The sequence below is a fragment of the Kitasatospora sp. NPDC001603 genome, assembly GCF_040298365.1.
GTDB lineage: Bacteria > Actinomycetota > Actinomycetes > Streptomycetales > Streptomycetaceae > Kitasatospora.
Window position 1 is genome coordinate 56778 of sequence record NZ_JBEPAA010000007.1, and the last position, 26891, is coordinate 83668.

At 74.0% G+C, this 26891-nt stretch carries 24 protein-coding genes and 2 tRNA genes; 13 read left to right on the forward strand and 13 right to left on the reverse strand.

What is annotated here, in order from left to right; all coding sequences use genetic code 11:
• Positions 1-115: 115 nt before the first annotated feature.
• Positions 116-835 (reverse strand): DedA family protein, encoded by a 720-nt coding sequence (locus tag ABT263_RS07130; RefSeq protein WP_329488729.1) that lies wholly within the window; start codon positions 833-835, stop codon positions 116-118.
• Positions 836-1158: 323 nt separating this feature from the next.
• On the opposite strand from ABT263_RS07130, the gene fbaA reads away from it, so the two are divergent.
• The 4 genes from fbaA to ABT263_RS07150 all read left to right on the forward strand — a co-directional run bounded on the left by fbaA (position 1159) and on the right by ABT263_RS07150 (position 4767).
• Entirely contained in the window at positions 1159-2181 is a 1023-nt protein-coding gene (fbaA, locus tag ABT263_RS07135) for a class II fructose-bisphosphate aldolase (RefSeq protein ID WP_329488730.1), read from the forward strand.
• A gap of 125 nt (positions 2182-2306) precedes the next feature.
• On the forward strand, positions 2307-2720 hold the full coding sequence (locus ABT263_RS07140; protein WP_352288463.1) for a DUF3151 domain-containing protein: 414 nt from the start codon (positions 2307-2309) through the stop codon (positions 2718-2720).
• Positions 2721-2935: 215 nt separating this feature from the next.
• Positions 2936-3898, forward strand: coding sequence for a DUF3152 domain-containing protein (locus ABT263_RS07145; protein WP_352288465.1), 963 nt, complete (start codon positions 2936-2938; stop codon positions 3896-3898).
• A 158-nt stretch (positions 3899-4056) separates the two neighbouring features.
• A complete protein-coding gene (locus ABT263_RS07150) occupies positions 4057-4767 on the forward strand; it encodes a hypothetical protein (protein ID WP_352288466.1) in 711 nt (236 codons plus the stop codon).
• A 23-nt stretch (positions 4768-4790) separates the two neighbouring features.
• Here the strand turns inward: ABT263_RS07150 and ABT263_RS07155 are convergent, their stop codons facing one another.
• The 4 genes from ABT263_RS07155 to purS form a co-directional block, all read right to left on the reverse strand.
• Positions 4791-5618, reverse strand: a complete 828-nt coding sequence (locus ABT263_RS07155) for a sterol carrier family protein (protein ID WP_352288468.1) — start codon at positions 5616-5618, stop codon at positions 4791-4793.
• A 65-nt stretch (positions 5619-5683) separates the two neighbouring features.
• Complete coding sequence (gene purL / locus ABT263_RS07160; protein WP_329488735.1) at positions 5684-7939, reverse strand: phosphoribosylformylglycinamidine synthase subunit PurL; 2256 nt, start codon at positions 7937-7939, stop codon at positions 5684-5686.
• Positions 7939-8616: a phosphoribosylformylglycinamidine synthase subunit PurQ gene (gene purQ, locus ABT263_RS07165; protein ID WP_329488736.1), complete on the reverse strand. Its 678-nt coding sequence runs from the start codon at positions 8614-8616 to the stop codon at positions 7939-7941. Before purQ ends, purL begins: the two co-directional genes overlap by 1 nt.
• On the reverse strand, positions 8613-8867 hold the full coding sequence (purS, locus tag ABT263_RS07170) for a phosphoribosylformylglycinamidine synthase subunit PurS (RefSeq protein ID WP_033250393.1): 255 nt from the start codon (positions 8865-8867) through the stop codon (positions 8613-8615). The genes purQ and purS overlap by 4 nt, the downstream gene beginning before the upstream one ends.
• 467 nt (positions 8868-9334) lie before the next feature.
• Here purS and ABT263_RS07175 point away from each other — a divergent pair, with 467 nt between their 5' ends.
• The 7 genes from ABT263_RS07175 to ABT263_RS07205 all read left to right on the forward strand — a co-directional run bounded on the left by ABT263_RS07175 (position 9335) and on the right by ABT263_RS07205 (position 13986).
• The gene (locus ABT263_RS07175; protein ID WP_238860361.1) at positions 9335-9652 is read left to right on the forward strand and encodes a histone-like nucleoid-structuring protein Lsr2; all 318 of its coding nucleotides are present in this window, start codon (positions 9335-9337) and stop codon (positions 9650-9652) included.
• A 130-nt stretch (positions 9653-9782) separates the two neighbouring features.
• Positions 9783-9855: transfer RNA gene (locus ABT263_RS07180), tRNA-Gly, on the forward strand.
• Positions 9856-9894: 39 nt separating this feature from the next.
• Positions 9895-9970: transfer RNA gene (locus ABT263_RS07185), tRNA-Gly, on the forward strand.
• A gap of 206 nt (positions 9971-10176) precedes the next feature.
• Positions 10177-11181 (forward strand): ABC transporter ATP-binding protein, encoded by a 1005-nt coding sequence (locus tag ABT263_RS07190; RefSeq protein ID WP_352288471.1) that lies wholly within the window; start codon positions 10177-10179, stop codon positions 11179-11181.
• Positions 11178-12008 carry an ABC transporter permease gene (locus ABT263_RS07195; protein ID WP_352288472.1) on the forward strand — a complete coding sequence of 277 codons (831 nt, stop codon included), beginning with the start codon at positions 11178-11180 and terminating at the stop codon, positions 12006-12008. The genes ABT263_RS07190 and ABT263_RS07195 overlap by 4 nt, the downstream gene beginning before the upstream one ends.
• 83 nt (positions 12009-12091) lie before the next feature.
• On the forward strand, positions 12092-13369 hold the full coding sequence (locus ABT263_RS07200) for a sensor histidine kinase (protein ID WP_352288474.1): 1278 nt from the start codon (positions 12092-12094) through the stop codon (positions 13367-13369).
• Positions 13366-13986 carry a response regulator gene (locus tag ABT263_RS07205; RefSeq protein WP_329488741.1) on the forward strand — a complete coding sequence of 207 codons (621 nt, stop codon included), beginning with the start codon at positions 13366-13368 and terminating at the stop codon, positions 13984-13986. Before ABT263_RS07200 ends, ABT263_RS07205 begins: the two co-directional genes overlap by 4 nt.
• A 32-nt stretch (positions 13987-14018) precedes the next feature.
• Here the strand turns inward: ABT263_RS07205 and ABT263_RS07210 are convergent, their stop codons facing one another.
• From ABT263_RS07210 to purD, 4 genes are all read right to left on the reverse strand, one after another.
• Entirely contained in the window at positions 14019-14918 is a 900-nt protein-coding gene (locus tag ABT263_RS07210; protein WP_352288475.1) for a phosphoribosylaminoimidazolesuccinocarboxamide synthase, read from the reverse strand.
• Positions 14919-15024: 106 nt separating this feature from the next.
• On the reverse strand, positions 15025-16566 hold the full coding sequence (locus ABT263_RS07215; RefSeq protein ID WP_352288479.1) for a N,N-dimethylformamidase beta subunit family domain-containing protein: 1542 nt from the start codon (positions 16564-16566) through the stop codon (positions 15025-15027).
• Positions 16567-16786: 220 nt separating this feature from the next.
• Positions 16787-18370 (reverse strand): hypothetical protein, encoded by a 1584-nt coding sequence (locus ABT263_RS07220; RefSeq protein WP_352288481.1) that lies wholly within the window; start codon positions 18368-18370, stop codon positions 16787-16789.
• Positions 18371-18914: 544 nt separating this feature from the next.
• Entirely contained in the window at positions 18915-20162 is a 1248-nt protein-coding gene (gene purD / locus ABT263_RS07225) for a phosphoribosylamine--glycine ligase (RefSeq protein WP_329488745.1), read from the reverse strand.
• Between the two features lie 473 nt (positions 20163-20635).
• Between purD and ABT263_RS07230 the strand changes: the two genes are divergently transcribed.
• Positions 20636-21421, forward strand: a complete 786-nt coding sequence (locus ABT263_RS07230) for an SLATT domain-containing protein (protein ID WP_380388881.1) — start codon at positions 20636-20638, stop codon at positions 21419-21421.
• 127 nt (positions 21422-21548) lie between these two features.
• Here the strand turns inward: ABT263_RS07230 and ABT263_RS07235 are convergent, their stop codons facing one another.
• From ABT263_RS07235 to ABT263_RS07245, 3 genes are all read right to left on the reverse strand, one after another.
• Positions 21549-22196 carry a putative DNA-mimic protein gene (locus ABT263_RS07235; protein WP_329488746.1) on the reverse strand — a complete coding sequence of 216 codons (648 nt, stop codon included), beginning with the start codon at positions 22194-22196 and terminating at the stop codon, positions 21549-21551.
• Positions 22197-22310: 114 nt separating this feature from the next.
• A complete protein-coding gene (locus tag ABT263_RS07240; protein ID WP_352288483.1) occupies positions 22311-23405 on the reverse strand; it encodes a GntR family transcriptional regulator in 1095 nt (364 codons plus the stop codon).
• Between the two features lie 158 nt (positions 23406-23563).
• A complete protein-coding gene (locus tag ABT263_RS07245; RefSeq protein WP_329488748.1) occupies positions 23564-24361 on the reverse strand; it encodes a carbon-nitrogen family hydrolase in 798 nt (265 codons plus the stop codon).
• A gap of 172 nt (positions 24362-24533) precedes the next feature.
• Here ABT263_RS07245 and ABT263_RS07250 point away from each other — a divergent pair, with 172 nt between their 5' ends.
• A complete protein-coding gene (locus ABT263_RS07250) occupies positions 24534-25355 on the forward strand; it encodes a maleylpyruvate isomerase family mycothiol-dependent enzyme (protein WP_352288486.1) in 822 nt (273 codons plus the stop codon).
• A 78-nt stretch (positions 25356-25433) separates the two neighbouring features.
• Here ABT263_RS07250 and ABT263_RS07255 read toward each other — a convergent pair whose 3' ends face one another.
• A complete protein-coding gene (locus ABT263_RS07255) occupies positions 25434-26864 on the reverse strand; it encodes an MFS transporter (protein WP_502885768.1) in 1431 nt (476 codons plus the stop codon).
• Positions 26865-26891: the final 27 nt, after the last annotated feature.

The window sequence follows — 26891 nt, forward strand, 5'->3', positions numbered from 1 at the left end:
GCGCCCCCCCCCGCCCCCGCCCCCCCCCCCCCCCCGCCCCCCCCCCCCGGGGGGGGGGGGGGCTTTTTTCCCCCCCCCCCCCCCCCCCCGGCCCCGGCCGTTCGTCGTGGGGCGCTCAGCCGCGGCGGTGGCGCCCGGCACCTGCCTGGGCGGTCTCGGCGTCGGCGGCCTCGGCACCGCCGGCCTTCTTCTTCCGGCGCTCGCGCACCACCTCGACGAGGATCGGCGACACCGAGAGCAGCACGATCAGCAGCACCGCGGGGATCAGGTACTTGTCGATCACCGGGGCGAGCGCGTCACCGAAGAAGTAGCCGATCAGCAGCATGGACTCGGTCCACAGCACGCCGCCGATCACGTTCCAGAGGAAGAACGTCCGGGCCGGCATCTCCAGGGTGCCCGCGACCGGGTTCAGGAAGGTCCGGACGATCGGCATGAAGCGGGCCAGCACCACGGCCTTGCCGGGCCCGAACTTGTTGAAGTACTCCTCCGCCTTCAGCACGTACTCGCGCCGGAAGATCTTCGACTCCGGCTTGTCGAACATCTTCGGTCCGACCTTCACCCCGATCAGGTGCCCGAGCTGGGCACCCGCGACGGCGGCCAGTGGGGCGCCGATCAGCAGGGCCGCGATCGGCAGCTTCGTGCCCTCCCCGAGCACCGACGACGCGGCGTTCGAGGAGGCGACCCCGGCGATGATCAGCAGTGAGTCGCCCGGGAAGAAGAACCCGACCAGCAGGCCGGTCTCGGCGAAGATGATCGCGATCAGCCCGATGGCACCGAGGGACGAGATCAGTGATTTGGCGTCGAGCAAGTTGACGGCCAGCTGGTTGTAGTCCACGGGCGCAGGATAGCGGGCCCGTCTTGACGCGGGCTTCCGCCCGGGGGGCGAGACGGTGGTCATCCCTTCGTCGCACGTGCGCGGCCGTCCCGACAGGCGGGCCACATGGTGGCGCCGGGGCCCGGGATGGGAAGATGGCTCCCGGCGTCCGGACCGCGGTCGCAACACCCTCATTGTCGTACCGCGGTGGCCGCCTCGAACCTTGGTACTGGTGGCCGCCCCGCAGAGCCGCGCGTCGGCCCCGGTACCCCGGAGTCGTAACAGGCGTACACAGCGTCGGACAGCACCGTCCGTACGCCGCAACCCGACAGGAGCGGATTCGCATGCCCATCGCAACTCCCGAGGTCTACAACGAGATGCTCGACCGGGCCAAGGCGGGCAAGTTCGCCTACCCGGCCATCAACGTCACCTCGTCCCAGACCCTGCACGCCGCGCTGCGCGGCTTCGCCGAGGCCGAGAGCGACGGCATCATCCAGATCTCGACCGGTGGTGCGGAGTTCCTGGGGGGTCAGCACAACAAGGACATGGTGACCGGCGCCGTCGCGCTCGCCGAGTTCGCGCACGTGGTCGCCGCCAAGTACGACATCACCGTCGCGCTGCACACCGACCACTGCCCCAAGGACAAGCTGGACGGCTACGTCCGCCCGCTGCTGGCGATCTCCGCCGAGCGCGTGGCCAAGGGCCTCAACCCGCTGTTCCAGTCGCACATGTGGGACGGCTCCGCCGAGACCCTCAACGACAACCTGTCCATCGCCGAGGAGCTGCTGGCCCAGGCCGTCGCCGCCAAGATCATCCTTGAGGTCGAGATCACCCCGACCGGCGGCGAGGAGGACGGTGTCACGCACGAGATCAACGACGAGCTGTACACCACCGTCAACGACGCGGTCCGCACCGCCGAGGCGCTGGGCCTGGGCGAGAAGGGCCGCTACCTGCTGGCCGCCTCGTTCGGCAACGTGCACGGCGTCTACAAGCCGGGCAACGTCGTCCTGAAGCCGGAGCTGCTGCGCGAGCTGCAGGACGCGATCGGCAAGCAGTACGGCAAGACCGACCCGTTCGACTTCGTCTTCCACGGCGGCTCGGGCTCCACCGCCGAGGAGATCGCCACCGCGCTGGAGAACGGCGTCGTGAAGATGAACCTGGACACCGACACCCAGTACGCCTTCACCCGTCCGGTCGTGGACCACATGTTCCGCAACTACGACGGTGTGCTGAAGGTCGACGGCGAGGTCGGCAAGAAGAACACCTACGACCCGCGCACCTGGGGCAAGCTGGCCGAGGCCGGCATGGCCGCCCGCGTGCTGGAGGCCGCCCAGCAGCTGCGCTCGGCCGGCACCCGCCTGAAGTAAGGCACCCGCCCGAAGTAAGGCGGGCCCGAAGCAGGGCACCCGCCCGACCCGAGGCACCACCGGAGTCCCGGCGCTTTCCCCGGGCCGGTCCCCGGCTCATGGCCCCCAGTGGTTCACTGGGGGCCATGAGCATTCACCAGAACCTCCTCGGGGGTCCGCCCCCGACGCACCTCCCCGCCGAGCCCGCTCCTCTGGAGCTGCTGGCCGGCGGCGCCTCCCCGGCCGAGGTCGCGGCGAAGTACCCGACCTCCTCGCTGGCCTGGGCTCAGCTCGCCGACGACGCCTTCGCCGCCGGCCGCACCGTCGAGTCCTACGCGTACGCCCGCACCGGCTACCACCGCGGGCTGGACTCGCTGCGCCGGGCGGGCTGGAAGGGCCACGGCCCGGTGCCGTGGGAGCACGAGCCGAACCGCGGCTTCCTGCGGGCGCTGCACGGCCTCGGCCGGGCCGCCGCCGCCATCGACGAGAAGGAGGAGGCCGAGCGCTGCGCCCAGTTCCTCCGGGACAGCTCGCCGACCGCCGCCGCCACGTTGGGCTGACCCGCCCGCCCCCAGGTAGCGCCCCGGGCCGACCCGCCCGGCCCGGCCGCCCCCGTACCCGCCCTCCGGCCCGTACGGGGGCGGCCGCATGCCGGGACGCGCATCCGGTACGTGGACAGCCGTCGGGTCTCCGTGTCAGGGTGGTCCGTGCGAGGGGGGCGCACAGAGGTTCGAACGGCTTTGGCGACCCCACAGGTCCGACAGGAAGCCCAGACGTGCCCGCAGCCAGACCCGACCGACGCCGCTCCCGCGCGCGCAGCTCCGGCCCGGCCGGCGAACGCACCGGCGGCTCCCGCACCGGCCGCCCCCGCGCCACCGGTGCCCGGCGCAGGCGCCGCCGGATCCGCCCCGGCATGATCACCGCGCTGGTGGCGGCGCTGGCCGTCCTCGGCGGGGCACTGCTCATGCTCGACCGCCCCGAGCCGCGACCGACCACCGGGCCGACCGCGCAGGGCCGGATCGCCCCGCCCGAGGCGAGCACCCCGCCCGCCGCCGCGCCCGCCGCCCCGGCCCTGACCCCGGCCCTGACCCCGACCCCGGCGCCCACCCCGACCTCGCCCCCGCCACCGGCTCCCGGTCCGACGCCCGGACCGGCCTCGCCGGGCACCCCGGGCCCGGCCCGGGGCGCGGGCACCTTCACCGTCGCCCCGGGCGCGGCCGCGGCGGTCGGCAAGGGCACCGTCCGCCGCTACCGGGTCGAGGTCGAGGACGGCATCGGGATCGATCCGGCCGCGGCCGCCGCCCAGGTCCAGAGCATCCTCGCCGACCCCCGGGGCTGGACCAACGACCGCAGGAACGGCTTCCAGCTGGTGTCGAGCGGTGCCTACGACTTCACCGTGAAGATCGCGTCGCCGGCCGCCGTGGACCGGATCTGCGGGGCCGCCGGACTGGACACCCACGGCGAGGTGAACTGCAACGTCGGCAACCAGGTGCTGGTCAACGTCAAGCGCTGGAACACCGGTTCACCCCAGTTCAGCGGACCGATCGACGAGTACCGGGCACTGATCGTCAACCACGAGGTCGGCCACCGGATCGGCCACGGGCACGAGACCTGCCCGGGCAAGGGCAAGCCGGCGCCCGCGATGATGCAGCAGATCTACGGCCTCAAGGGCTGCGAACCCAACGCCTGGCCGTACTCGGCGGACGGCAGCTACCTCAGCGGCCCGTCGGTGCTCTGAGCCGCAGGTCCTGAGCGGCAGGCCGAGCGCCCGGAGAGCGCGCCCGACCGGAGCCCGACCGGAGCCCGCCCGGAGCCCGACCGGAGCCCGCCCGCGTCGGAACGGATCCGATACCCGTTCACCGACCCACCGGTACAAGGCCGTTCTAGGCTGATCGCATGACCGCAGACCGCACCGCAGCAGGGCGCCGCCGCCTCCTCACCGTGGCCGGCACCGCCGGGATCCTCCTCGGCACGGCCGCCTGTTCCTCCTCCGGAGGCGTCACCGGCACCGGCAGCCTCTCCTACGACCACGTCCGGTCGACCGCCCAGGGGCTCGCCGGGACCGGCCCGTGCCCGTTCGGTCTGGACCTCCCGGCGGCGCTGAAGGCGGCCGGGATCGACCGCCCGGTGACCCCCGGGTCCAAGGGCGGGCCGGCGGTCACCACCGACCTCGGCAACGGCAGGCCGGCCGAGCCCTGGCCCTCCGGCTTCTCCGCGCCGCCCTCGATGGCCTCGGTCCCGGCCACTCCCCCGACCGCCTGGGTGACCTGCGCCTACACGGTCGGCTCGGCCCCGATCCAGATCGACCTGCTGGCCGTGCCGGAGAACGGGGTCGCGATCAACATGATGCTGCCGTACATCCAGAAGGCGGGGGGCATCGGCGTCGACCAGCTGACCCGGTTCGCCGAAGCGCAGCCGACGGCCGGCCAGACCAAGCTCACCCCGGGCGCGGAGTCGGTGGGCGTCGCCCGGGTCGCGGCCAACGGCAAGGGCGACATCGCGCTCACCCTCTCCCAGAGCTCCTCGGACGCCGGGCCGGAGCAGGCCCTGACCGGGGAGGCGCTCCGCAAGGCCACCGAGCGGCTCGCCGCCCAGCTGCGCCCGTAGGGCCCCGGCCGGTCCCGGGCGTCCTACCCGAGGACCGGCAGATGGGCCCGCAGGTCGCTGCGCTCACCGCTGGCCGAGAGCGCGGCGGCCTCCACCGCGGCGTCCCAGTCCGTCCGGCCGGTGGCGAGCCGGATCCAGGTCAGCGGGTCGGTCTCGACCACGTTCGGCGGGGTGCCCCGGGTGTGCCGGGGGCCCTCGACGGCCTGCACCACGGCGTACGGCGGGATCCGCAGCTCGACCGCGCCGCCGGGCGCCTGGTCGGCGAGGGCGTCGGCCAGCAGCCGGGTGACGGCGGCCAGCGCCTGCCGGGCGTGCGGGAAGGCTGCCGTGCCCACCGCGTCGGCCAGGTCGTCGGCGTGCACCACCGTCTCCACCAGCCTGGTCACCAGCATGTCGGTGAGCGTCATCGAGCCCAGCCGGATCTCGAACCGCCGGCCCGGGTCGGCCGTGCCGGCGTCCGCCAGGACGGCGATCAGCCCGTCGGCCGCCCGCCCGAAGGCCTCCGCGACCGAGGCCGGGTCACCGCCGTACTCCCCCGCCGCCCGCGTCCTGGCCTGCTCGTCCAGCAGCGGGGCGAGCGTACCGACCCGCCGCACCCACCGCGGCAGGTCCAGCGGCGGCCGGCCCTCCAGCGGGTCGTCCAGGTGTGCGGGCACCCAGTCGACCTGGACGCCGAGGTGGGCGATCAGCTCGCGCACCGTCCACGTGCCCAGCCGGGTGGGCCGGGCGAGCAGGTCGGCGGCGTCCGGGCGGGCGCAGAGCGCCCGGACGGTGTCGCGCAGCGCTGTGGTCTGCTCCACCAGCGCGGCCTGGACCTTGGCGGGCTGGTACGTACGGGACTTGGCGGGCATGCGCCCCAACATACGCCGAGGGGCGGACGGTTCCGTGGAACCGTCCGCCCCTCGGAGCACGCGGATCAGGCGAGCAGGGCCTCGATGACGCCGGTGTGGGCGTCCTTCAGCTCGGCCAGCGAGACGGTGAACTGGCCCTGGACGTCCAGGACATCACCGTCGACCACACCGATCCGGGTGGCCGGCAGGCCACGCGCGGTGCACATGTCGTTGAACCGGAGCTCCTCGCTGCGCGGCACCGCGACGACCGCGCGGCCGGCCGACTCGGAGAACAGGAACACGAACGGGTCCTGGCCCTCGGGCACGATGATCCGGGCGCCGTGGCCGCCCTTGAGGCAGCTCTCCACGAGGGCCTGGCCCAGGCCGCCGTCGGAGAGGTCGTGCGCGGCGTCGATCATGCCGTCGCGCGAGGCGGCGATCAGGATGTCGCCGAGCAGCTTCTCGCGGTCCAGGTCGACCTTGGGCGGCAGGCCGCCGAGGTGGTCGTGGACCACCTGCGTCCAGGCCGAGCCACCCAGCTCGTCCTCGGTGTCACCGAGCAGGTAGAGCAGCTGGCCCTCCTCGGCGAAGCCGATCGGGGTGCGGCGGGTGACGTCGTCGATCACGCCGAGCACCGCGACCACGGGGGTCGGGTGGATGGCGGTCTCGCCGGTCTGGTTGTACAGCGAGACGTTGCCGCCGGTGACCGGGGTGCCGAGCGCCAGGCAGGCGTCGGCCAGGCCGCGGGTGGCCTCGGCGAACTGCCACATCACGTCCGGGTCCTCGGGGGAGCCGAAGTTGAGGCAGTCGGAGATCGCGAGCGGCTTGGCACCGCCGGCGGCGACGTTGCGGTACGCCTCGGCGAGGGCCAGCTGGGCGCCGGTGTACGGGTCCAGCTTGGTGTAGCGGCCGTTGCCGTCGGTGGCGACCGAGACGCCGAGGTTGGTCTCCTCGTCGATCCGGATCATGCCGGAGTCCTCGGGCACCGAGAGGACGGTGTTGCCGAGCACGTAGCGGTCGTACTGGTCGGTGATCCAGGACTTGGAGGCCTGGTTCGGGCTGCCGGCGACCTTGAGCAGGTCGGCCTTCAGGCCCTCGCCGGTGGTCGGGCGGGCGAGCCGCTCGGCACTCGGGGCGTCGGCCTGCAGCGCGTCCTGCCAGCTCGGGCGGGCGTACGGGCGCTGGTAGGTCGGGCCCTCGTGGGCGACGGTGCGCGGCGGCACGTCGACCACCAGCTCGCCGTGCCAGAAGATCTCCAGCCGCTCGCCCTCCGTCACCTCACCGATGACGGTGGCGATGACGTCCCACTTCTCGCAGATCTCCAGGAAGCGGTCGACCTTGCCGGGCTCGACGATGGCGCACATGCGCTCCTGCGACTCGCTCATGAGGATCTCCTCCGGCGAGAGCGTCTTGTCGCGCAGCGGCACGGTGTCGAGCTCGATCCGCATGCCGCCCGAACCGGCCGAGGCCAGCTCGGAGGTGGCGCAGGAGAGACCGGCGCCGCCGAGGTCCTGGATGCCCTTGACGAGCTTCTCGGAGAAGATCTCCAGGGTGCACTCGATGAGGAGCTTCTCCTGGAACGGGTCACCGACCTGAACGGCCGGGCGCTTGGCGGGCCCGGTCGCGTCGAAGGTCTCCGAGGCGAGCACCGAGACGCCGCCGATGCCGTCGCCACCGGTGCGGGCTCCGTACAGGATGACCTTGTTGCCGGCGCCGGAGGCCTGCGCGAGGTGGATGTCCTCGTGCTTCATCACGCCCACGCAGAGCGCGTTGACCAGCGGGTTGCCCTGGTAGCAGGAGTCGAAGACGACCTCGCCGCCGATGTTGGGCAGGCCCAGGCAGTTGCCGTAGCCGCCGATGCCCGCGACGATCCCGGGCAGCACGCGCCGGGTGTCCGGGTGGTCGGCGGCGCCGAACCGCAGCGGGTCCATCACGGCGACCGGGCGGGCGCCCATCGCGAGGATGTCGCGCACGATGCCGCCGATGCCGGTGGCCGCGCCCTGGTACGGCTCGATGTACGAGGGGTGGTTGTGCGACTCGACCTTGAAGGTGACCGCGTAGCCCTGGCCGACGTCGACCACACCGGCGTTCTCGCCGATGCCGACGAGCATCGCGTCGTTCGGCGGAACCTTCTCGCCGAACTGCTTCAGGTGCACCTTGGAGCTCTTGTAGGAGCAGTGCTCCGACCACATGACCGAGTACATCGCGAGCTCGGCGCCGGTCGGGCGGCGGCCGAGGATCTCGCGGATGCGGGCGTACTCGTCCTCCTTGAGGCCGAGTTCGGACCACGGCTGGGCGGAGTCCGGGGTCTGCTCGGCGTTCTTGACGGTGTCGAGGCTCATCAGGCGTTCACCAGCTGCTTCAGGACGGAAGTGAAGAAGCCCAGGCCCTCGGTGCTCGGACCGGTGAGCGGCTCCACGGCGTGCTCCGGGTGCGGCATCAGACCGACGACATTGCCGGCGGCGTTGGTGATGCCGGCGATGTCGCGGTACGAACCGTTCGGGTTGACGTCGACGTAGCGGGCGACCACCCGGCCCTCGGCCTCCAGCGCGTCCAGGACGTGCTCGTCGGCGACGAACCGGCCCTCGCCGTTCTTCAGCGGGACGACGATTTCCTGGCCGGCCGAGTAATCCCGGGTCCAGGCGGTGCCGGCGTTCTCGATCCGCAGCTTCTGGTCGCGGCAGACGAAGTGCAGCGAGTCGTTGCGGGTGAGCGCGCCGGGCAGCAGGTGCGATTCGCACAGCACCTGGAAGCCGTTGCAGATACCGAGAACCGGCATTCCCAGCTTCGCCTGCTCGATGATGGTGTCCATCACCGGCGAGAAGCGGGAGATGGCGCCGCAGCGCAGATAGTCGCCGTAACTGAATCCGCCGGGCAGGACGACGGCGTCGACCTGGTGGAGATCCTTGTCACGGTGCCAGAGGGCGACCGGCTCCGCGCCGGCCAGGCGGACCGCGCGCTGGGCGTCGCGGTCGTCGAGGGAACCAGGGAAAGTGACGACGCCGACTCGGGTGGTCACTTGCCCTCCTCCTCGACGCGGACGGTGAAGTCCTCGATCACAGTGTTGGCGAGAAAGGTCTCGGCTGCTTCGCGGATACGGGCGAGCGCGGCGTCGTCGACCGGGCCCTCCAGCTCCAGCTCGAAGCGCTTGCCCTGGCGGACGTCGGCGATCCCGGCGAATCCGAGACGGGGCAGTGCGCGTTGCACCGCCTGTCCCTGGGGGTCGAGGATCTCCGGCTTGAGCATGACGTCGACTACGACGCGTGCCACTGGCACTCCCGGTGGTGTCTTCGTGAAGGCGGGGGAACTCCAGACTACCGGGGGTTTCGGGCGACTTTGCTGGCCGGGGAGGGTGACGCGCGTAGACCCACGACCCTTACGCCACAAGGGCTCCGCCTCCCCGGTACCCCCCGGCGGGCACCCCTTTTCACCGGATTCGACGGCCCGAGCGAGAACGGCCGAAGAGCACCCGAATACCGGCACTCCGGACAGATCGGCCAGCCGAGTGCACCGGGTATCCGGCACCCGCCGAAGACACGTGAATATACGGAAAAGAAAGCCGGACTCTTCGATTTCGACCCGCTTCGGGTGCAGAATAGGGCCACCTGTCGCGGCAAGTGCTGCGTATCCGGCACGCCATCGGGCCTGCCCGTATGCGCTTGCGCGAGTGGTGCACATCAGGCCACGGGAGCGCACCCCGCGCCCTTCGGCCGAATTGCCCGAGAGGATTGACACCCATGGCTCAGCGTGTAGTCGTCACGCTCTCCGACGACCTGGACGGCGGCGCAGCCGCGGAAACCGTCCACTTCGGCGTCGACGGGAAGTCGTACGAGATCGACCTGTCCCTGGACAACGCGGAAAAGCTGCGGGAGGCCCTCGCTCCGTTCGTCGCGGCCGGCCGCCGCCAGAGCCGTACCGGTAAGTCCTTCCGCCGCACCGCGCTCACCCCGGACCCGGCCGCCGTGCGCGCCTGGGCCCAGTCGCGCGGCATGGAGCTGCCCGCCCGGGGGCGCATCCCCAAGCACGTGTACGAGGCGTTCGCCGAGGCGAACTGACCCCGCCGGACCCGGTCGTCCCACCTGCCCCGAAAGGGTGGGGCGACCACCCCGACCGATGGGGTAGAGTATTCCTCGTCGCCGCAACGGAGAGATCCGAAGAGGCGGCCGGTGCCCCACCAGGCACCGTGCGGACGTGGCTCAGTTGGTAGAGCATCACCTTGCCAAGGTGAGGGTCGCGAGTTCGAATCTCGTCGTCCGCTCGCAGTGCGCGAGCACAGCACAACTCAATATCTTGACCTGCGGACGTGGCTCAGTTGGTAGAGCATCACCTTGCCAAGGTGAGGGTCGCGAGTTCGAATCTCGTCGTCCGCTCCAGTACGAAGGGCCCCCTCGATCGAGGGGGCCCTTCGGCATTCCCCGCGGTTGTGCCGGGCCCCGCCCGAGCAGCCGTCCCCGCATTCCCGGCCCGCCCCGCCGCCGGAGCGCCGATGACATTTGTCACCGCCGACCCGTGGATCCGCACCGCCTTCTCATGAGAGCCCGCACTGCCCGGGGCGCCCCGGCGGCGGAAGGCTTGAGCCATGGAAACGAGCCAGCCGCGCACCGCGAGCGACCCTGTGATCGAGGTCACCGACCTCCACCGCCACTACGGCTCCGGCGCCACCGGCTTCCACGCGGTGCGCGGGGTCGACCTGACCGTCGGCCGCGGTGAGCTCTTCGCGCTGCTCGGTACCAACGGGGCCGGCAAGACCTCCGCCATGGAGCTGATCGAGGGCCTCGCCGCCCCCACCGCCGGTACGGTCCGGGTGCTCGGCCACGACCCCTACCGCGAGCGCGCCGCGCTCCGCCCCCGGATCGGCATCATGCTCCAGGAGGGCGGCTTCCCCGGCGACCTCACCGTCGCCGAGACCGGCCGCAGCTGGGCCGGGATGACCAGCGGCGCCCGCCCGCTGGAGGAGGCGCTGGAGCTGGTCGGCCTCGCCGACCGCCGGGGCGTCCGGGTCAAGCAGCTGTCCGGCGGCGAGCGGCGCCGGCTCGACCTCGCGATGGCCCTGCTCGGCCGGCCCGAGGTGCTCTTCCTGGACGAGCCGAGCACCGGCCTCGACCCCGAGGCCCGGGCCTCCGTCTGGCGGCTGGTCCGCGACCTGCGCGCCCAGGGCACCACCGTGCTGCTCACCACGCACTACCTGGAGGAGGCCGAGGAGCTGGCCGACCGCCTGGCGATCATGCACCGCGGCCGGATCGTCACCACCGGCACCGTCGCCGAGGTCATCGCCGGCCGGCCTGCCCGGATCTCCTTCGAGCTCCCGGAGTTCACCGGAGCCTCGCTCCCGCCGCTGACCGGGGCCACCCTGGTCGCCGACGGCCGCCGGATCACCCTGCAGACCGGGCAGCTCCAGGCCACCCTCACCGACCTGCTCGGCTGGGCCGCCCGGCACGGCATCGCGCTCGGCGCCCTCGACGCCCGCAGCGCCTCGCTGGAGGAGGCCTTCCTCGCCATCGCCTCCGAGGCCGCGCACCAGCCCCCGGCCGACGCCCCGGCCGCCCCCACCACCCTCCGCCGCCTGATGGGACTCTCCCGATGACCACCGCCACCGCCCGTCCCGCCGCCGGCCCGCGAACCACCGCCGTCCGCCGGCTGCTCGCCCTCGGCCGGGCCGAGGCCACCCTGCTGCTGCGCAACCGGACCGCGATGTTCACGGCCCTGCTGCTGCCGCTGATGCTCATCGGCGCCCTGCGGGGCGTGCTCGAACAGCAGGCCGAGACCCACCCCGGCCTCGACGTCGACTCGCTGCTGGTCAACGGGGCGATCGGGATGGTGCTCGCCTTCGTCGTCTACTACAACCTGACCGCCGCCTACGTGGCCCGCCGCGGCGAGCTGGTGCTCAAGCGGCTGCGCACCGGCGAGGCGCGGGACGTCGAGATCCTGGCCGGCACCGCGGTGCCCTCGGTCGCCCTGGCCCTGCTGATGTGCCTCGTGGTCGCCGTCGGCGGCGGCGTCGCCCTGGACCTCAGCGCGCCGGTCAACCCGCTGCTGATGGCCGCCGGGCTGGTCCTGGTGATCGGCACCCTGATGGCGCTGGCCGCCCTCTCCAGCGCCTTCACCAGGACGGTCGAGAGCGCCGGCATCACCACCATGCCGGTCCTGCTGGTCTCCCAGTTCGGCTCCGGCCTGTTCATCCCACTGGAGGTCATGCCCGACCGGATGGCCGACGTCTGCCGGCTGCTCCCGACCACCCCGGCCTTCCAGCTGATCCGCCTCGGCTGGTTCGGCACCGACGGCTCCGCCGCCGCCACCGGCTTCGCCGGCACCTGGTCCCCCGCCGCCCCGCACCTGGTCACCGGCATGGTCTGGCTCGCCCTGGCCGCCTGGGGCGCCGTCCGCTGGTTCCGCTGGGAGCCCCGCCGCTGACCGGAGCCGGCCCGCCCCGGCGCCCGCTCCCCACCTGATAGGAAGGGCACAGCACGATCATGATCGAAGGGGGAGCGGGAGAGATGAGCGTCCTGACGCCGAGACGGCGCTGGAAGGGGTCCAGCAAACCCCAGCGCACCGAGCTGTACCTCCGCTGGTCGCTCTACTTCATCCCGCTGATCCTGCTCCCGATGATCGTGCTGGCCATCGCCGCCCCCACCGGCCGGGAGGACACCCGCGGCAGCGCCCAGGTCAGCGTGGTCGTCGGCCTGGCCACCACCCTGCTGACCCTGCGGGCCCTGCGCGCCTCGCTCGACCACTACCTGAACCGGCCGACCGACCACCTGCGCCGGCTCCTCACCCTCGGCGTCGTGACGATCGCCGGCTCCTGGGCGATCCTGCTGCTCGGCCCGGCCGACGGCGGACCGGACAGCCCGGGCGCACCGCCGTTCACCGTCGTGGTCGTCTCCCTCCTGCTGGCCGCCGCCTTCTGCCCGGTGAGCGTCGGCCTGCCGGTGCGCCGGGCCTGCCTCACCGGGGTGACGGCCCAGCTCCTGGTCGCCCCCGCGGCCCTGCTCGCCGGGCTCGACGGCGCGACCACGGCCGGTCTGCTGGTCGGCAACCTGATCGCGCTCACCTTCATCGGGTCCAGCTGCCGCAGCTTCGCCTGGCTGCAGTCCGTGGTCTGGGAGCTGGACGCCGCCCGCGAGGCCCAGTCCAGGCTGGCCGTGGCCGAGGAGCGGCTGCGGTTCTCCCGGGACCTGCACGACGTGATGGGCCGCAACCTCACCACCATCGCGCTGAAGAGCGAACTCGCCGCCCAACTGGCCCGCCGCGGCCGGCCGGAGGCCGCCGACCAGATGGCCGAGGTGCAGCGGATCGCCCAGGAGTCCCAGCGCGAGGTCCGCGACGTCGTCCGCGGCTACCGCACGGCGGACCTGCACGCCGAGGCGATCGGCGCCCGCGCCGTGCTGCGCGCCGCCGACGTGGCCTGCGAGATCGACCTGGGCGAGGAGCCGCACGAACTGCCGCTGCCGGTGCAGTCGGTGCTCGGCTGGGTGATCCGCGAGGCCACCACCAACACGCTGCGCCACAGCGAGGCCGCGCACTGCTCGATCCGGCTGCGCCGCGAGGACGGCCGGGTGGTGCTGGAGCTGGAGAATGACGGGGTGCCGGCCGTGCCGATCCCGTCCCAGGGCAGCGGGACGGGCCTGCACGGGCTGCGCGAGCGCCTCGCCGCCCACGACGGCGAGCTGACCCTCCCGGAGGCCGGGCCGGGCCGGTTCCGGGTGCTCGCCAGCGTCCCGCTCCGGCCCCCGTCCGCCACCGCACCGCTCCCGTCCGGAAGAAGGCCCCGATGACCGAGACCGACCCCGTGCGCGTGCTGCTCGCGGACGACGAGCACCTGATCCGGGGGGCGCTGGCCGCGCTGCTCTCCCTGGAGGACGACATCACCGTGGTCGCTCAGGCCGCCTCCGGCCCGGAGGCGGTGGCGATGGCGCAGGCGCACCGCCCGGACATCGCGGTGCTGGACCTCCAGATGCCCGGGCTGGACGGCATCGAGGTGGCCACCGAACTGCGCCGGCTGCTGCCGGACTGCCGCTCCATGATCGTCACCGGGCACGGCCGACCCGGCTACCTGAAGCGGGCGCTGGAGGTCGGCGTGCGGGGCTTCCTGCCGAAGACGGTCTCGGCGGCGGACCTCGCCGGGATCATCCGCACGGTGCGCGCGGGCGGCCGCTACGTGGACCCGGAGCTGGCGGCGGACGCGATCAGCGCGGGCGAGACCCCGCTGACCCCGCGCGAGACGGACGTCCTGGAACTGGCCGCCGACGGCACCTCGATCGCCGGGATCGCCGAGCGCGCGGCACTCTCCCAGGGCACCGTCCGCAACTACCTCTCCTCGGCCGCCGGCAAGCTGGGCGCCGAGAACCGCCACGCGGCGGTGCGGATCGCGCGCGAGCACGGCTGGATCTGAGGACCCGGCCGTGCCCGCGCGGACGGCTACCCCTAGGCCCAGGGGGTACTGGTCAGCCGCTCGTAGACCTCGATGTACTTGGCCCTGGTCTGCTCGACGACCTCGGCCGGGAGCTCCGGCGGCGGCAGCTCACTGGCGCGGTCCCAGCCGGAGGCCGGCGAGACCAGCCAGTCGCGGATGAGCTGCTTGTCGAAGGACGGCTGCGAGCGGCCGGGCTGCCACTCGTCGGCGGGCCAGAAGCGGGAGGAGTCCGGGGTGAGCACCTCGTCGCCGATCACCAGCTCGCCGTCGGCCAGGCCGAACTCGAACTTGGTGTCCGCCAGGATGATGCCGCGCGACCGGGCGATGTCCCGGGCCCGGGCGTAGACGTCCAGGGTGGTGCGGCGCAGCTGGGAGGCGAGTTCCGCGCCGATCCGGCGGGCGGTCTCCTCGTAGGAGACGTTCTCGTCGTGCTCGCCGACGTCGGCCTTGAGGGCGGGGGTGTAGATCGGGGCGGGCAGCTCGGAGCTGTTCACCAGGCCCTCGGGCAGCGCGATGCCGCAGACCGTGCGGTCCGCCTCGTACTCCGTCAGGCCGGAGCCGGCCAGGTAGCCGCGGGCCACGCACTCGACCGGGATCATCTCCAGGCTGCGGCAGACCAGCGTGCGGCCCTTCCAGTCGGCGGGGGCGCCGGCCGGGACCTCGGTGGAGATCACGTGGTTGGGCACGATGTCGGCGATCCGCTCGAACCACCACAGCGAGAGCTGGGTGAGGATGCGGCCCTTGTCGGGGATCTCGTTGGGCAGGACCCAGTCGTGCGCCGACATGCGGTCGCTGGCGACCATCACGAGGTCGCCCGACTCGGCGCGGTAGAGGTCGCGCACCTTGCCGGTGTGCAGGTGGACCAGGCCGGGCACCTGGACCGGCTCGGGCTTGGTGACAAATCCGCTCAAGGTTGTCTCAGTCCTCAGGGGTCGTTCGCGGGCGTGCGGCGCGAAAGGGGAGGTCAGTGGACCCGAGTCTGTCACGAACGCCCGTCGGGGCCCCGGCCGGGCGCCCTCAGGCGTTCTTGCAGAGGCGGTCCAGCAGGTTGGCGGTGGCCCGCTGGATCCGCTCGTCGGTGAGTCCGGGCCGGTCCAGCGCGGGCGACCACGCGAACGTCCCGGCGGCGAAGACGTACGCGCCGCTCGGCGCCCGGTACAGCGAGGTCTCCTGGTACCGGGTGCGGCCGGCGAGGTCCCGGTACGGGGAGTGCGCGAGCAGCACCCGCTCGGTGTGCCGGGGCAGCGCCACCTTGGGGTAGTACCGGTCGGCCTCGCCGGCGACCAGCCCGGGCAGCTCGTCGCCCTCCTGGACGCCGGTGCCGTCCCAGAGCCAGTGCGCGGTGTGCCGGGCGACGAGCGGGACGGGGGAGGCGACCCGGCCGGAGTACTGCAGGCCGAGCAGGTGCTGCTCCGGTTCGCCGGCGTCCCGCCAGAGCGCGCTGGCGGCGCCGCCCACCCCGGTGGCCGGGCTGCCGGGCTCGACCTTCTGCCGCTTGCGGCAGTTGAGCAGCCGGTTGGGCTCGCCGGACGGCGCGGGGCTCAGCTCGACCCGCCAGTACATGGTGTTGGCGGAGAGGAAGACCAGCGAGGTGCCGCCGTCGCGGGCCCGCTCGACCGTCCGGCGCATCGGCTCCGACCAGTACTCGTCGTGGCCGGGGAAGACCAGCGCCCGGTGCCGGGCCGGGTCGACCAGGCCGGCGTGCAGGTCGGTGGCGGTGGCGTAGGAGAGGTCGTAGCCGTAGCGCTCGGCCCAGCGGATGAAGTCGTAGGCGTGGCCGACGTGCAGCGGCAGGCCCGCGGTGGCGTGCGGGCGGTCGAAGGAGACGGTGACGGCCGCCTCCCGCTCGCCGACCAGCCGGCCCCGGTCGTCCCAGGCGTGGTACAGGCTGGCGCCGCTGCGGCCGTCCTCGGGGAAGAGGTTGTAGGCCTGCCAGGTCACGTCCGGGATCACCAGGAGCAGCTCGGCGGCGTGCGCCTGGTCCTCGAAGTCCCGCACCGTGAAAGGGATGTGGCTGCGGTGCAGCATGTCCGCGGTGGTCAGGACGGCGACGTAGGCGCCGGGGCGCCAGTGGGTCGGGATCTGCAGCCGCCAGGAGTGCCACCAGTGGTGGCAGGAGACCGTCCGCCCGGCCACCAGCGGGGCCGGCTGGGCCAGTCCGGCGATCAGCGGGCTGGACGTCATGTGGTGGGCACCGTCGCCGCCGTAGTGGCCGATCCGGTAGACGTCGACGGTGAACTCGCGGGGCGGGTTGACGGTGACCCGGAAGTCCACCGAGCCGCCGGGGCGGACCACGCCCGCCGAGGCGAACCCCTTGATCTGTTGCACCACGTCGTTGGCGCCCTGCGGGGTGCCGACCGGCGGCTTCGGTCTGGCGCCGCCGGCCAGCGGCTGCTGGCCCGGTGCGTCCACCGAGACGTACCAGGGGACGGCGCCCTCGGCCCCGGCCAGGTACTGGTCCGGGCTGCGGAGCCAGGGCAGCGGGCCCTGGCCGAAGGGGTCGGAGACGCTGTACGCGTGCGTTCCGGACTCCCAGCGGCGGTTGAGTTCCGTCCCCACGCGCCCCTCCCACAAGGTGCACCCTCCGCCGGTCGGCATGTGCCTCCCGGATGTGCGTGCGGTCAAATACACCACAGAGTGCTGGCGCTGCGTCACCCATCGGTAGCAACTGGTGTCCGGGAATCTTCCGGTCCCCCGGTGGAGGGGCTCCGGCCTGCGAAGACCTGCCGCCGGTGACCGTCACGGGGGCGCGAGCCCCGGTAGCGAGCGCCCTCCGGGCTCAGAGTCGGACCGGCTTCTCCAGCCGGACGTCGGCGGCGTCCAGCCAGGCCCGCAGCGGGCCGTCCTGGCCCTGCTCGACGGCCTGGGCGATCGGCCCGGCCAGATCGGTGCGGCGCACCCCGCCGATCAGCAGCACCGGCCCGTCCAGCCAGTCCAGGCCCGGGGTGGCCCCGGCGGTGTCGACGGCGGCGCAGCAGACCATCGCGGTGACGTGGTCGACCAGCAGGTCCCGCCCGGTGCGGACGGGTTCGAGCAGCGGGGCGGGCGCCGTGGTCCGGGCCAGCTCGGCGGTGAGCGCGGCCGCCAGCTGCTCGCCGCCGCCCTCGGCGAGCCGGCCGAGCAGCCTGGTCACCGTCGGGGCGCCGGGGCGGGCCTGCGGGGCCAGCCGGTCCAGCGCGGACTGCAGCGCGGTGGCGCGGGCCCGCCAGCCGGCGTCCACCACCTCGGCCGGGTAGTCGGTCCACTCGACCTCGCGCCAGGCGCCGGAGGCGGGGCGGCCGAAGAACAGCTCGGCGGCGAGCAGCGAGACCGCCTCGTCCACCGTGCCCGGCTCCTCCAGCAGGTCGCAGGCGGGGCGGTCGCCGAGGCGGCTGCCGTACCCGTCGGCCAGCCGGTCGCGCCGCGACAGCTCGGTGAGCGCGGCGACCACCCCGGCGTTGAGGTGCGCGGGGTGCCGGCCGAGCCGCCAGGCGGGCAGCGCGACCCGGGTGAGCAGCCGGTCCCAGCCGGCGTAGGCCAGGCCGACCTGCTCCTGGGCGGCGATCCGCAGGCCGTAGTCGACCGCCCGGGCCTGCTCGGAGGCCCAGCCGGCGACGGCCCGCTCGAGTTCGGCGGAGTGCGCCCGGCAGGCGCGGAGCAGCCGGCGGGTGATCCGGTCGGTCAGCGCGGCCGGGCCGCGGCGCCCGCGCGGCGCGGCGGGCGCGGGGGCGCCGACCACGCCGGGCCCGGGGGCGGCGTCCAGGCTGGCGTCCAGACCGCGCAGGAAGCGGCGGGCGGCGGCGATGTCCGGGTCGGCGGCGGCCCCGGTACCGGCCACCACCGGGGCGAGCAGGGCCCGCAGCTCGCCGGCCCGCATCCACCAGAGGAACGGCGAGCCGATCACCAGCACCGGCGCGGGCGGGTCCGGCTCGTGGCGCGGCGAGTGGCGCGACGAGCGGCCGGTGCCGGTCGGTCGGGCCGGCGGGACGTCCTCCAGCCAGCTGTCGCAGTCCGGGGTGAGGGCGATCGCCGAGGGGGCGGGGACCGCCAGCCGGTCGGCCAGCTCGTCGATCAGCCGGTACAGCTCGGGGGCCTGGGCCCGGTCGAGCGGGACGACCGGGGTCTGCGGCGGGACGGCCCTGCGGTGGGCGCGGGCGGCCAGGCCCGCGACCAGCAGGGTGGCGGCGGCCACCGCGCAGACCACCCAGCGGACGGCGTCCCAGGCGGCGGCGTCGGCGGAGCCTGGCGCACCGAGCCGGCCGGTGAACCGGCCCGCGAGCAGGACCACCGCCGCGGCGGCGGGCAGTACGGCGGTGGCCAGGGCGATCCCCCGGACCCGCAGGACCGCTTGGGCGTGAGCGCGCGCGGTGTCGACAGCGGCCATACGGTGCGGCACCCCCTTCGGAGCCCTCGGGCACCCGGCGACGGGGCCCTGAGCCGACTCGAAACGATCAGTTCCGACCGGGAATCGGCGGCGTCCGATCCCGGTAGTACATGCTGCGTGGCGCTTCTGACATTCTTGACGCCCTTGTCCGGGTGGGTGTTCCGGATCGCCCCGGTTTCCACTCGTCCCGGTGACGGTGCCCGGATTCCGGACGACCGCGCCGCGCGCCGTGCAATGCGGCCCGGGCGCGCTCGGTCCGGCCGGACGCCGTCCAGCATCCCCCCGCGCGACCGCCGCTACCCGGTGCGGCCGCGCACGACGCGGCCCCCGGGACCGCGGACCAGCGCACCATAAGGCCGGGCGGCCGGTTGCGTCAGCCGGATGCGGCCGCTGTCACTCGATGGGCTGGATTCCGGCCGCCGAACAGTGCGGCGGCCCCGGAACCGCTCCCGTGCCACCCGGCCCGGAAACGCCGCGGGGCGCTGCGTCCATGGGGGTTGTTTCCCCTCGGACGCAGCGCCCCGGAACGCGGCGAAAAGGCCTGCTACTGGGCGGCCTTGAGCGCGATGTCGGTGCGGTGCTGACCACCCTTGAGGCTGATCCGGTCGACCGCCGCGTACGCCCGGCCGCGCGCCTCGGCGAGGTCGACGCCGGTGGCGGTGACGGAGAGGACCCGGCCACCGGCGCTGAGCACCCGGCCGTCCTCGTCCGCCGCGGTGCCGGCGTGCAGGACGAACGCGGTGCCGTCGGCGGCCTCGGCCTCCGCCAGGCCCTCGATCACGTCGCCGGTGCGCGGCGCCGCCGGGTAGCCCTCGGAGGCGATCACCACGGTGACGGCGGCGCCGTCGTCCCAGCGCAGCGGCTCCAGCTGGTCCAGCGCGCCGGTGGCCGCGCCGTGCAGGACGGCCGCCAGCGGCGTGCGCAGGCGGGCCAGCACGACCTGGGTCTCCGGGTCGCCGAAGCGGGCGTTGAACTCGATCACCCGGGTGCCGCGCGAGGTCAGCGCCAGGCCGGCGTAGAGCAGGCCGGAGAACTCGGTGCCCCGGCGGCGCAGCTCGTCCACGGTGGGCTGCAGGACGGTCTCCAGGACCTCCTCGACCAGGCCCTCGGGCGCCCACGGCAGCGGCGAGTAGGCGCCCATGCCGCCGGTGTTCGGGCCCTCGTCGCCGTCCAGCGCGCGCTTGAAGTCCTGCGCGGGCTGGAGCGGGAGGACGGTGGTGCCGTCGGTGATCGCGAACAGCGAGACCTCGGGGCCGTCCAGGTACTCCTCGATGACCACGCGCTCGCAGGAGGCGGCGTGGGCCAGCGCGGCCTCGCGGTCGGAGGTGACCACGACGCCCTTGCCGGCGGCCAGGCCGTCGTCCTTGACCACGTACGGCGCGCCGAAGGCGTCCAGCGCCTCGGCGGCCTCGGCGGGGGTGGTGCAGAGGTAGGAGCGGGCGGTGGGCACCCCGGCGGCGGCCATGACGTCCTTGGCGAACGCCTTGGAGCCCTCCAGCCGGGCGGCCTCGCCGGACGGGCCGAAGACCGGGATGCCGGCCGCGCGCACGGCGTCGGCGACGCCCGCGACGAGCGGGGCCTCCGGGCCGACCACGACCAGGTCGGCGTCGAGCCGCCGGGCGAGCGCAGCGACCTGCGCACCGTCCAGCTGGTCGACGGGGTGGACCGTCGCCACCTGCGCGATCCCGGCGTTACCCGGGGCACAGTGCAGCTCGGTGACGGCGGAATCTTGGGACAGGGAGCGGCACAGGGCGTGTTCGCGGGCGCCGCCGCCGATGACGAGGACCTTCACGGTTGGCAAGGGTAGTCGGTGGCCGGTTCGCGCCGCCCTCCGGTCCCGTCGGAACCTCCAGGCGGAGCCGTCCGTACGCCGCCGGGCTCGGAGGATCATCCAAGCCGGGACGGGGGCGGTGCACCCGGGGTGCCCGGGTCAGGACAGCGGGTCACCGGAGGCTCGCTCGGACGGGTGAAATCTCGCCGACCGCCGCAACCCCCTCACCTCGGCATCCGGGCCCCGAATCCGGTAACGATCATTGGTGAAGCGCCCCCATGGTCAGCCATTTGGCGGTAAGAAGTGCTGATGGACAACCGCCGGCCACCGGCCGGTACGCCGTCCCGGGGCACCCACACTCGCCCGGGGGCGCCGTGTGTTCCGATCCGTCGTCCGGCGTTTCACGGCCCATCAGGTCGATGACTTGTCAGGAGGACGGGTTGGAGGACGCGATGTCAGACCCAGCAGTCCGCCCGCCACAGGGAGCCCCACAGGTGAGCCAGCCGGAAATGCAGCCCGAGGAGAGTGCCTGGGGCAAGGAGATCGGCGAGGAGGACCCGCCCCCCGCCGCAGTCGCGCCCCGGGCCGACACGCGTCGCCGGGCCGATCTGAGCGCCCGCCAGTTCCCCCTCGGGGACTGGGGCGAGCCCGCCGAGCGGCTGGAGGAGCTCTACCGCTGGTCCGAGGAGCGGGCGGTCGAGGCGATCGACTGGTACCGCCGGGACCGGGTCTGGAAGCGCCGCTGGGCACGTCTGCTGAGGTTCGGCACGGCCGGCTTCGTGGTGGGCGGCGTCACCGCGCCGCTGGTGGACCTCACCGGCACCGTCGCGAACGCCACCAGCTGGGGCTACGTCGGCCTGGCGCTCGCCGCGGCCTGCTACGGCGCCGACCGGGCGTTCGGGCTGACCTCCGGCTGGATGCGGGACGTCTCCACCGCGCAGGCGCTGCAACGCCGCCTGGAGGCCTTCCAGTTCGACTGGGCCTCGGAGTGCGTGCGGGAGGTGCTCGGCCCCACCGAGGGCACCGCGGGCGAGGCGGCCGAACGCTGCCTGGGGGTGCTGCGGCGGTTCTGCGAGGACGTCTCGGACATGGTCCGCACCGAGACCTCGGAGTGGATGCTGGAGTTCCGCGCGGGCATGACCCAGCTGCCCACCCAGGCCTCCGGCAGCTGGGGCGGCCGCAGCGAGTCGGGGATCGGCGCCCAGGTGCGGATCCTGCCCCCGCCGGGCACCCGGCCCACCATGCCGCGCCAGCGGCCGCCGGAGGGCCCGCTGCGGTAGCGGGGGCGGCGCGCGGAGGCCTTCGAGCCCGGACGCTCGCGGGCAGGACGTTCTTGGCGGGCCCGGACGTTGGCGGGCCCGCAGGCCGGGTGGCCCGCGGAGCCGGGCGGCTCGCGGGCCCGTCGGCTCAGGCGAAGACGATCATCGAGCCCTGGGTGAGGCTGCGGGTGGCCGCCGCGTACAGGCCCGCCCAGGCGTGCCGCTCCCGGGCGAAGGGGTGCAGGTCGTCCAGCGGCGGGCCGAACGGCTGCTCCAGGCCGGTCGGGCCGAGCGGCCGGGTCGGGTCCGGCGGGTCTGCCGGGTCGATGTCCAGCGCCGGGGCGATGGCCTGGAGTTCGCGCAGCAGCCCGTGGCTGGAGCCCAGCGGACCGCCGGAGGCGAGCAGCGCGTCGTCCACCAGCGGAGCCGCGAACTCGATCGGCACGTAGGCCCCGGCGTGGTCGAAGTGCCAGACCAGGTGCGAGTGTTCCGCGCTGCTCTCGAACATCTCCAGCAGCTGCTCGTAGTCGCCGCCGAGCGCGTCCACCGGCGTGATGTCCAGGCCGGTCAGGCCCAGCAGGTAGGCGCGGCGCAGGAAGTGCAGCGAGTCGTAGTCGAAGGCGGCTATCGGCTCGACCGCCCCGCTTATCCCCGGGACGAACTGGTAGACCGGCACCTCGGGCAGCCCGTGCGCGGTCAACACGGCGTTGTACAGCGCGAGATCGTCCCGGAAGGGGTTGTCGGGGCTGTGGCTCAGCACGTCCACGAGCGGGACGAGCCAGAGGTCGCAGGCCATGGGCCGGCTCTTCCTCTCCGGGCGGCGGAGTCGCCCGCGCGAGCGGGTGACGGATGGGCGGGTCGGGGTCCGGACGGTCGGTACGGGGACCGCCCGGGGCGACGACCGCCCACCCTACCGGCCCGGCGCGCGGTGCGGGCCGGGCCGCCCCTCGGACAGTTGGCCGGCCGACGGGTCGGCCGGCCGGCGGCCGAAGCGCCCGTACGGCACCGAACGCGGCTGCGGCACCAGGCCGAGGCCCAGCCCCAGCTCGCGGCCGAGCTCCCGGCCCAGCTCCCGTTCGCGGCCGCAGCCGCCCTCCGCCCGCTGCGGCTCCGGCCTGCGGCCCGCCTCCGGGCCCGCCGACACCGGCGAAGGGACCGAAGGGCCGGAAGGAACGGAAGGAACGGAAGACCTGCCGGCCGGCACCGGTGAGGGAGCCGGTCCGGACGGCCCACCCGACCGGGCGGCCGGCGGCGCGGCCACCGGCGCCGCGTCGAGCCCGGCGGCCAGCAGCGGCAGCACCCCCACCGACTCCTCCGACTCCCCGGTCAGCCCGGCCAGCGCCCGCACGGTGAACAGGTTGTACTCGCAGACGATCCGGTGCGCGCCCGCGAGGTCCTCCCGCTCGATCGCCTCGACCAGCTCGACGTGGCGGTCCCAGCAGAACCCGCCCAGCGTCGGCATCGCCCGCAGGTACGGCGCGGCGAACATCCAGGACTGCACCCGGAGCCAGTCCAGGTAGTCCCCGATCCGGCGGTTGCCGAGCAGTCCGGCGACCTCCTGCCAGAACCGGCGGTCGCAGCCCACCATGACGTCCAGGTTGCCCGCCCGGACCGCACCGACCGCCGCGTCCGCCCGGCGGCGCAGCGAGGGCAGCCGGGCGGCGTCCGGCGTCGCCGGGCGGACCGCGAGCTGGCGGAAGCAGCTGTCGGTGAGCAGCACCCGGGACTCGAAGATCTCCAGGAAGTCGGCCCAGCCGAACTCGGGCACCGTGAAGCCGCGGTGGTGCTCGGCCCGGAGCAGCCCCTGCGCGCCGAGGTCCACCAGCGCCTCGCGGGCCGGGGTCGCGGAGACGCCGTACAGCTCGGCGATCTCCTTGACGGTGAAGTTGCGGCCGGCCGCCAGCCGGCCGGCCATCATCTCCTCGCGCAGCGCGCCGGCGATCTGCTCGCGCAGGCTGTTGCGCTGGATCACGGTGCTGGTGTCGCCTGCGCCGGTGCCGTACATGCGCGCGACCTCCTCGGGCAGGCTCGACGGTCTGCCTCGGGACAGGCCGGCTGAAGAACGGCGGGTAACACGACGAAGGCTCATCTTCTCAAAAATGCCGCCGCCCCGTACAAGCCTCCCGTATGCCCCGGAAAGCCCCGCTCACCCGGCCGGGGGCGTCACCGCTGGACGGGGGCCGGGATGCCCAGCAGCCGGTCCCGGTGGACCGGGAACTCGGCGCGGGCCTTGCCCACCTCCGCGGGGTCGAAGTCCACGGTCAGCACCTCCTCGCCGGCACCCGCCTCGGCCAGCACCCGGCCCCACGGGTCCACCACGATGCTGTGGCCGGCCTGCTCGACCCCGCCGTGCGTCCCGGCGGTGTTGCAGGCCAGGACGTAGGCCTGCTCCTCGACCGCGCGGGCCCGGCTCAGCAGCGTCCAGTGCTCGCGCCGCCGCGCCGGCCAGGCCGCCGGCACCACCATCAGCTGGGCGCCCGCGTCCAGCAGCGCCCGGAACAGCTCGGGGAACCGCAGGTCGTAGCAGGTCGCCAGGCCGAGCGTGGCGAAGTCGGTGGCGGCGGTGACGATCTCCTGCCCGGCGCCCATCACCACCGCCTCGCCGCTGTCGAAGCCGAAGCGGTGGATCTTGCGGTAGGTGTGCACCAGCTCGCCGTCCGGGGCGAACAGCAGCGAGGTGTTGTAGATCGGCCCGTCCGGGTCGCGCTCGACGATAGAACCGGCGTGCAGCCAGACCCCGGCCGCCTTCGCGGCGGCGGCCATCGCGTCCGAGGTGGGCCCGTCCAGCGCCTCGGCGCCGTCCGACCAGAGGTCGTACGCGAAACCGCCCAGCGCCCACAGCTCCGGCAGGACCACCAGGTCGGCCCCCTGCTGGGCACGGACCAGGGCCGCCGCGCGGGCCCGCCGCTCGGCGGGCGGCTCGGCGTCGGAGACCGCGAGTTGGATCAATGAAGCGCGCACAGTACCACCGTCCACGGCAAGAGTCCTACGATCGTCACTCGAAAGCGCTGCCCTGTTCTCACCCGGCAGCGTAACGTGCGGTTAGCGTGTGCGCCCGGAAGCCGGACTTTCCCGTCCGACCCGAAAACAGCGCGCGCGTGGCAAGGCAGCTGACGGAGGGCCGGAGATTCCCGTGACGGACAACCAGACCGTGCAGGCTTACACCGAGGCGTGGACGCAGTCCATCGAATCGATATCGGAGCTGGTGGCCCCTCTCCCGGAGGGCTCCTGGAACCGGGCCACCGAGTGCCCCGGCTGGTCGGTCCGGGACATCGTCTCGCACGTCATCGCCGTCGAGTCCGAGCTGCTCGGCGACCCGCGCCCGATCCACTCGCTCCCCCGCGACCTGCGCCACGTCACCACCGAGTTCGCCCGCTACATCGAGCTGCCGGTCGACAAGCGCCGCTGCCACACCGCGCTGGAGATGACCGGCGAGCTGGAGTACACGATCATCCGCCGCTCCCGGGCGCTGCGCAACGCCCGGCAGACCCCGTCCGAGCCGGTCCGCTTCCCGGGCGGCCCGCTCAGCCGCGACGTGCCGTACCACGAGCTGCTGCGCCACCGGGCCTTCGACGTCTGGGTGCACGAGCAGGACCTCCGCCGGGCCCTCGCGGTGCCGGGCAACCTGGCCTCCCCGGCCGCGCTGCTCGCCCGGGACGTGCTGCTGGAGTCGCTGCCCAAGGCCGTCGCCCACCGGGCCGGCGCCCCGGCCGGGACGGCCCTGGTGCTGGACGTCACCGGCCCGGTCGAGTTCCTGCGTACCGTCCGGGTCGACGCCGCCGGCCGCGGCACGGTCGACGAGTCGATCAGCCTCGCCCCCGACGTACAGCTCACGATGGACTGGGAGACGTACGCCCGGCTCGCCTGCGGCCGCGGCCGCCCGGGCCCGGTCACCGTGGAGGGCGACCAGGAGCTGGCCTCCCGGGTGCTGGCCAACTTCGCCGTCACGGTCTGACGACCCGGCGCGGCCCGCACGGCCCCGGCCGCGCGGGCCGCGCCGAACGGCCGGCCGGCCGGCTGTCGGAGGCGGCCGTCAGACGCCCGCCGCCGCGCCCCGCTCCCGCTCGGCGACCTTGCGCCGCAGCCGCAGGATCATCAGGGTGCCCGCCGCGAGCGGCACGTAGAGCCAGCAGAAGGCCCAGCGGAAGGCGTCGGCGGAGTAGCCGCCGGTGCCGGCCGGGGTGAGGGCGTCCAGGAGGACGCCGATGCCGAACAGGGTGATCATCGTGCCGATGAAGCCGCCCATGTTGACGATCCCGGAGGCGGTGCCGAGCCGCTCCACGGGGTTGCGCGCACGGGCGTAGTCCAGACCGACCAGCGAGGCCGGGCCGTTGCTGCCCATCACCAGGATGATCCCGACCAGCAGCCAGAGCGGCGGGTGCCCGCCCGGCCAGGCCAGCACCAGCGCCCAGCCGACCGCGGTGGCGGTGATCACGGTGAGCACGATCGGCATCCGGGCCCGGGCGGTGCGCGAGAGCACCCGGCCGAAGAGGAGGCCGAAGGACATGTTGGCGAGCACCAGCAGGGTCAGCAGCCCGCCCGCCGCGGTGCGCGACATGCCCTGGGCCTCCACCAGGTAGGGCATCCCCCAGAGCAGGCCGAAGGCGTTGCCGGGGAACTGGGTGGTGAAGTGCACCCAGAGGCCGAGCCTGGTGCCGGGCTCCGACCACGCCAGCCGGACCTGCCGGCCCACGCCCGGCCGGAGCGGCGCGCCCCCCGGCCCGACGCCCCCCGGCCCGGCGGCCGCGGCCCGCTGCGGCGCGCCCGCCGGAGCCTCCCGCAGGAAGAGCGCGACCAGCGCGAACACCGCCACTCCGAGCAGCGCGATCGCGGTGAAGGTCGGGGTCCAGCCCTCCCGGTGCAGGGCGTCGGCGAGGACGACGGTGGTGACGAGGTTCCCGCCCATCCCGGCGAGGCCGGTCAGCTGGGCGACGAACGGGTTCTTCGCGGCCGGGAACCAGCGCGCGGCGATCCGCAGCACGCTGATGAAGGTCATCGCGTCACCGCAGCCGAGCACCGCCCGGGAGGCCAGCGCCGGCCCGAAGGAGGAGGAGAACGCGAAGGCGAGCTGCCCGGCGCTCAGCAGCAGGACGCCGAGCAGCAGCACCCGGCGCGGGCCGAACCGGTCGACCAGCAGGCCGACCGGTATCTGCATCGCCGCGTAGACCAGCACCTGGAGGATCGAGAAGGTGGAGAGCGCGGAGGCGCCGATCGCGAAGCGGTCGGCGGCGTCCAGCCCGGCCACCCCGAGACTGGTCCGGTGGATCACCGCGAGGACGTACACGCTGACGCCGATGGACCAGGCCAGCCAGGCGGCCCGACCGCCGGGCGGCGCCGGGATCCCGGTGGCCGGGGGCACGGGGGCCGCCGGGGGCACGGGGGCCGCCGGGGGCGTCGGCCCGGCGGTGGCCGGGGGAGCGGGAACGGACAGGGGGCGGGCTGAACTGGCGGGCTCCACGGACATAGTGTCCCCAGATTAGTCATCCCATCA

Bases quoted from the DNA above. Each gene is read 5' to 3' on its own strand.
- ABT263_RS07195 (WP_352288472.1), top strand. From the start codon at position 11,178: ATGACCACCGCCACCGCCCGTCCCGCCGCCGGCCCGCGAACCACCGCC.
- ABT263_RS07255 (WP_502885768.1), bottom strand. From the start codon at position 26,864: ATGTCCGTGGAGCCCGCCAGTTCAGCCCGCCCCCTGTCCGTTCCCGCT.
- ABT263_RS07175 (WP_238860361.1), top strand. From the start codon at position 9,335: ATGGCTCAGCGTGTAGTCGTCACGCTCTCCGACGACCTGGACGGCGGC.
- ABT263_RS07240 (WP_352288483.1), bottom strand. From the start codon at position 23,405: ATGTACGGCACCGGCGCAGGCGACACCAGCACCGTGATCCAGCGCAAC.
- ABT263_RS07220 (WP_352288481.1), bottom strand. From the start codon at position 18,370: ATGGCCGCTGTCGACACCGCGCGCGCTCACGCCCAAGCGGTCCTGCGG.
- fbaA (WP_329488730.1), top strand. From the start codon at position 1,159: ATGCCCATCGCAACTCCCGAGGTCTACAACGAGATGCTCGACCGGGCC.
- ABT263_RS07190 (WP_352288471.1), top strand. From the start codon at position 10,177: ATGGAAACGAGCCAGCCGCGCACCGCGAGCGACCCTGTGATCGAGGTC.
- ABT263_RS07205 (WP_329488741.1), top strand. From the start codon at position 13,366: ATGACCGAGACCGACCCCGTGCGCGTGCTGCTCGCGGACGACGAGCAC.
- ABT263_RS07235 (WP_329488746.1), bottom strand. From the start codon at position 22,196: ATGGCCTGCGACCTCTGGCTCGTCCCGCTCGTGGACGTGCTGAGCCAC.
- ABT263_RS07155 (WP_352288468.1), bottom strand. From the start codon at position 5,618: ATGCCCGCCAAGTCCCGTACGTACCAGCCCGCCAAGGTCCAGGCCGCG.
- ABT263_RS07200 (WP_352288474.1), top strand. From the start codon at position 12,092: ATGAGCGTCCTGACGCCGAGACGGCGCTGGAAGGGGTCCAGCAAACCC.
- ABT263_RS07150 (WP_352288466.1), top strand. From the start codon at position 4,057: ATGACCGCAGACCGCACCGCAGCAGGGCGCCGCCGCCTCCTCACCGTG.
- ABT263_RS07140 (WP_352288463.1), top strand. From the start codon at position 2,307: ATGAGCATTCACCAGAACCTCCTCGGGGGTCCGCCCCCGACGCACCTC.
- purL (WP_329488735.1), bottom strand. From the start codon at position 7,939: ATGAGCCTCGACACCGTCAAGAACGCCGAGCAGACCCCGGACTCCGCC.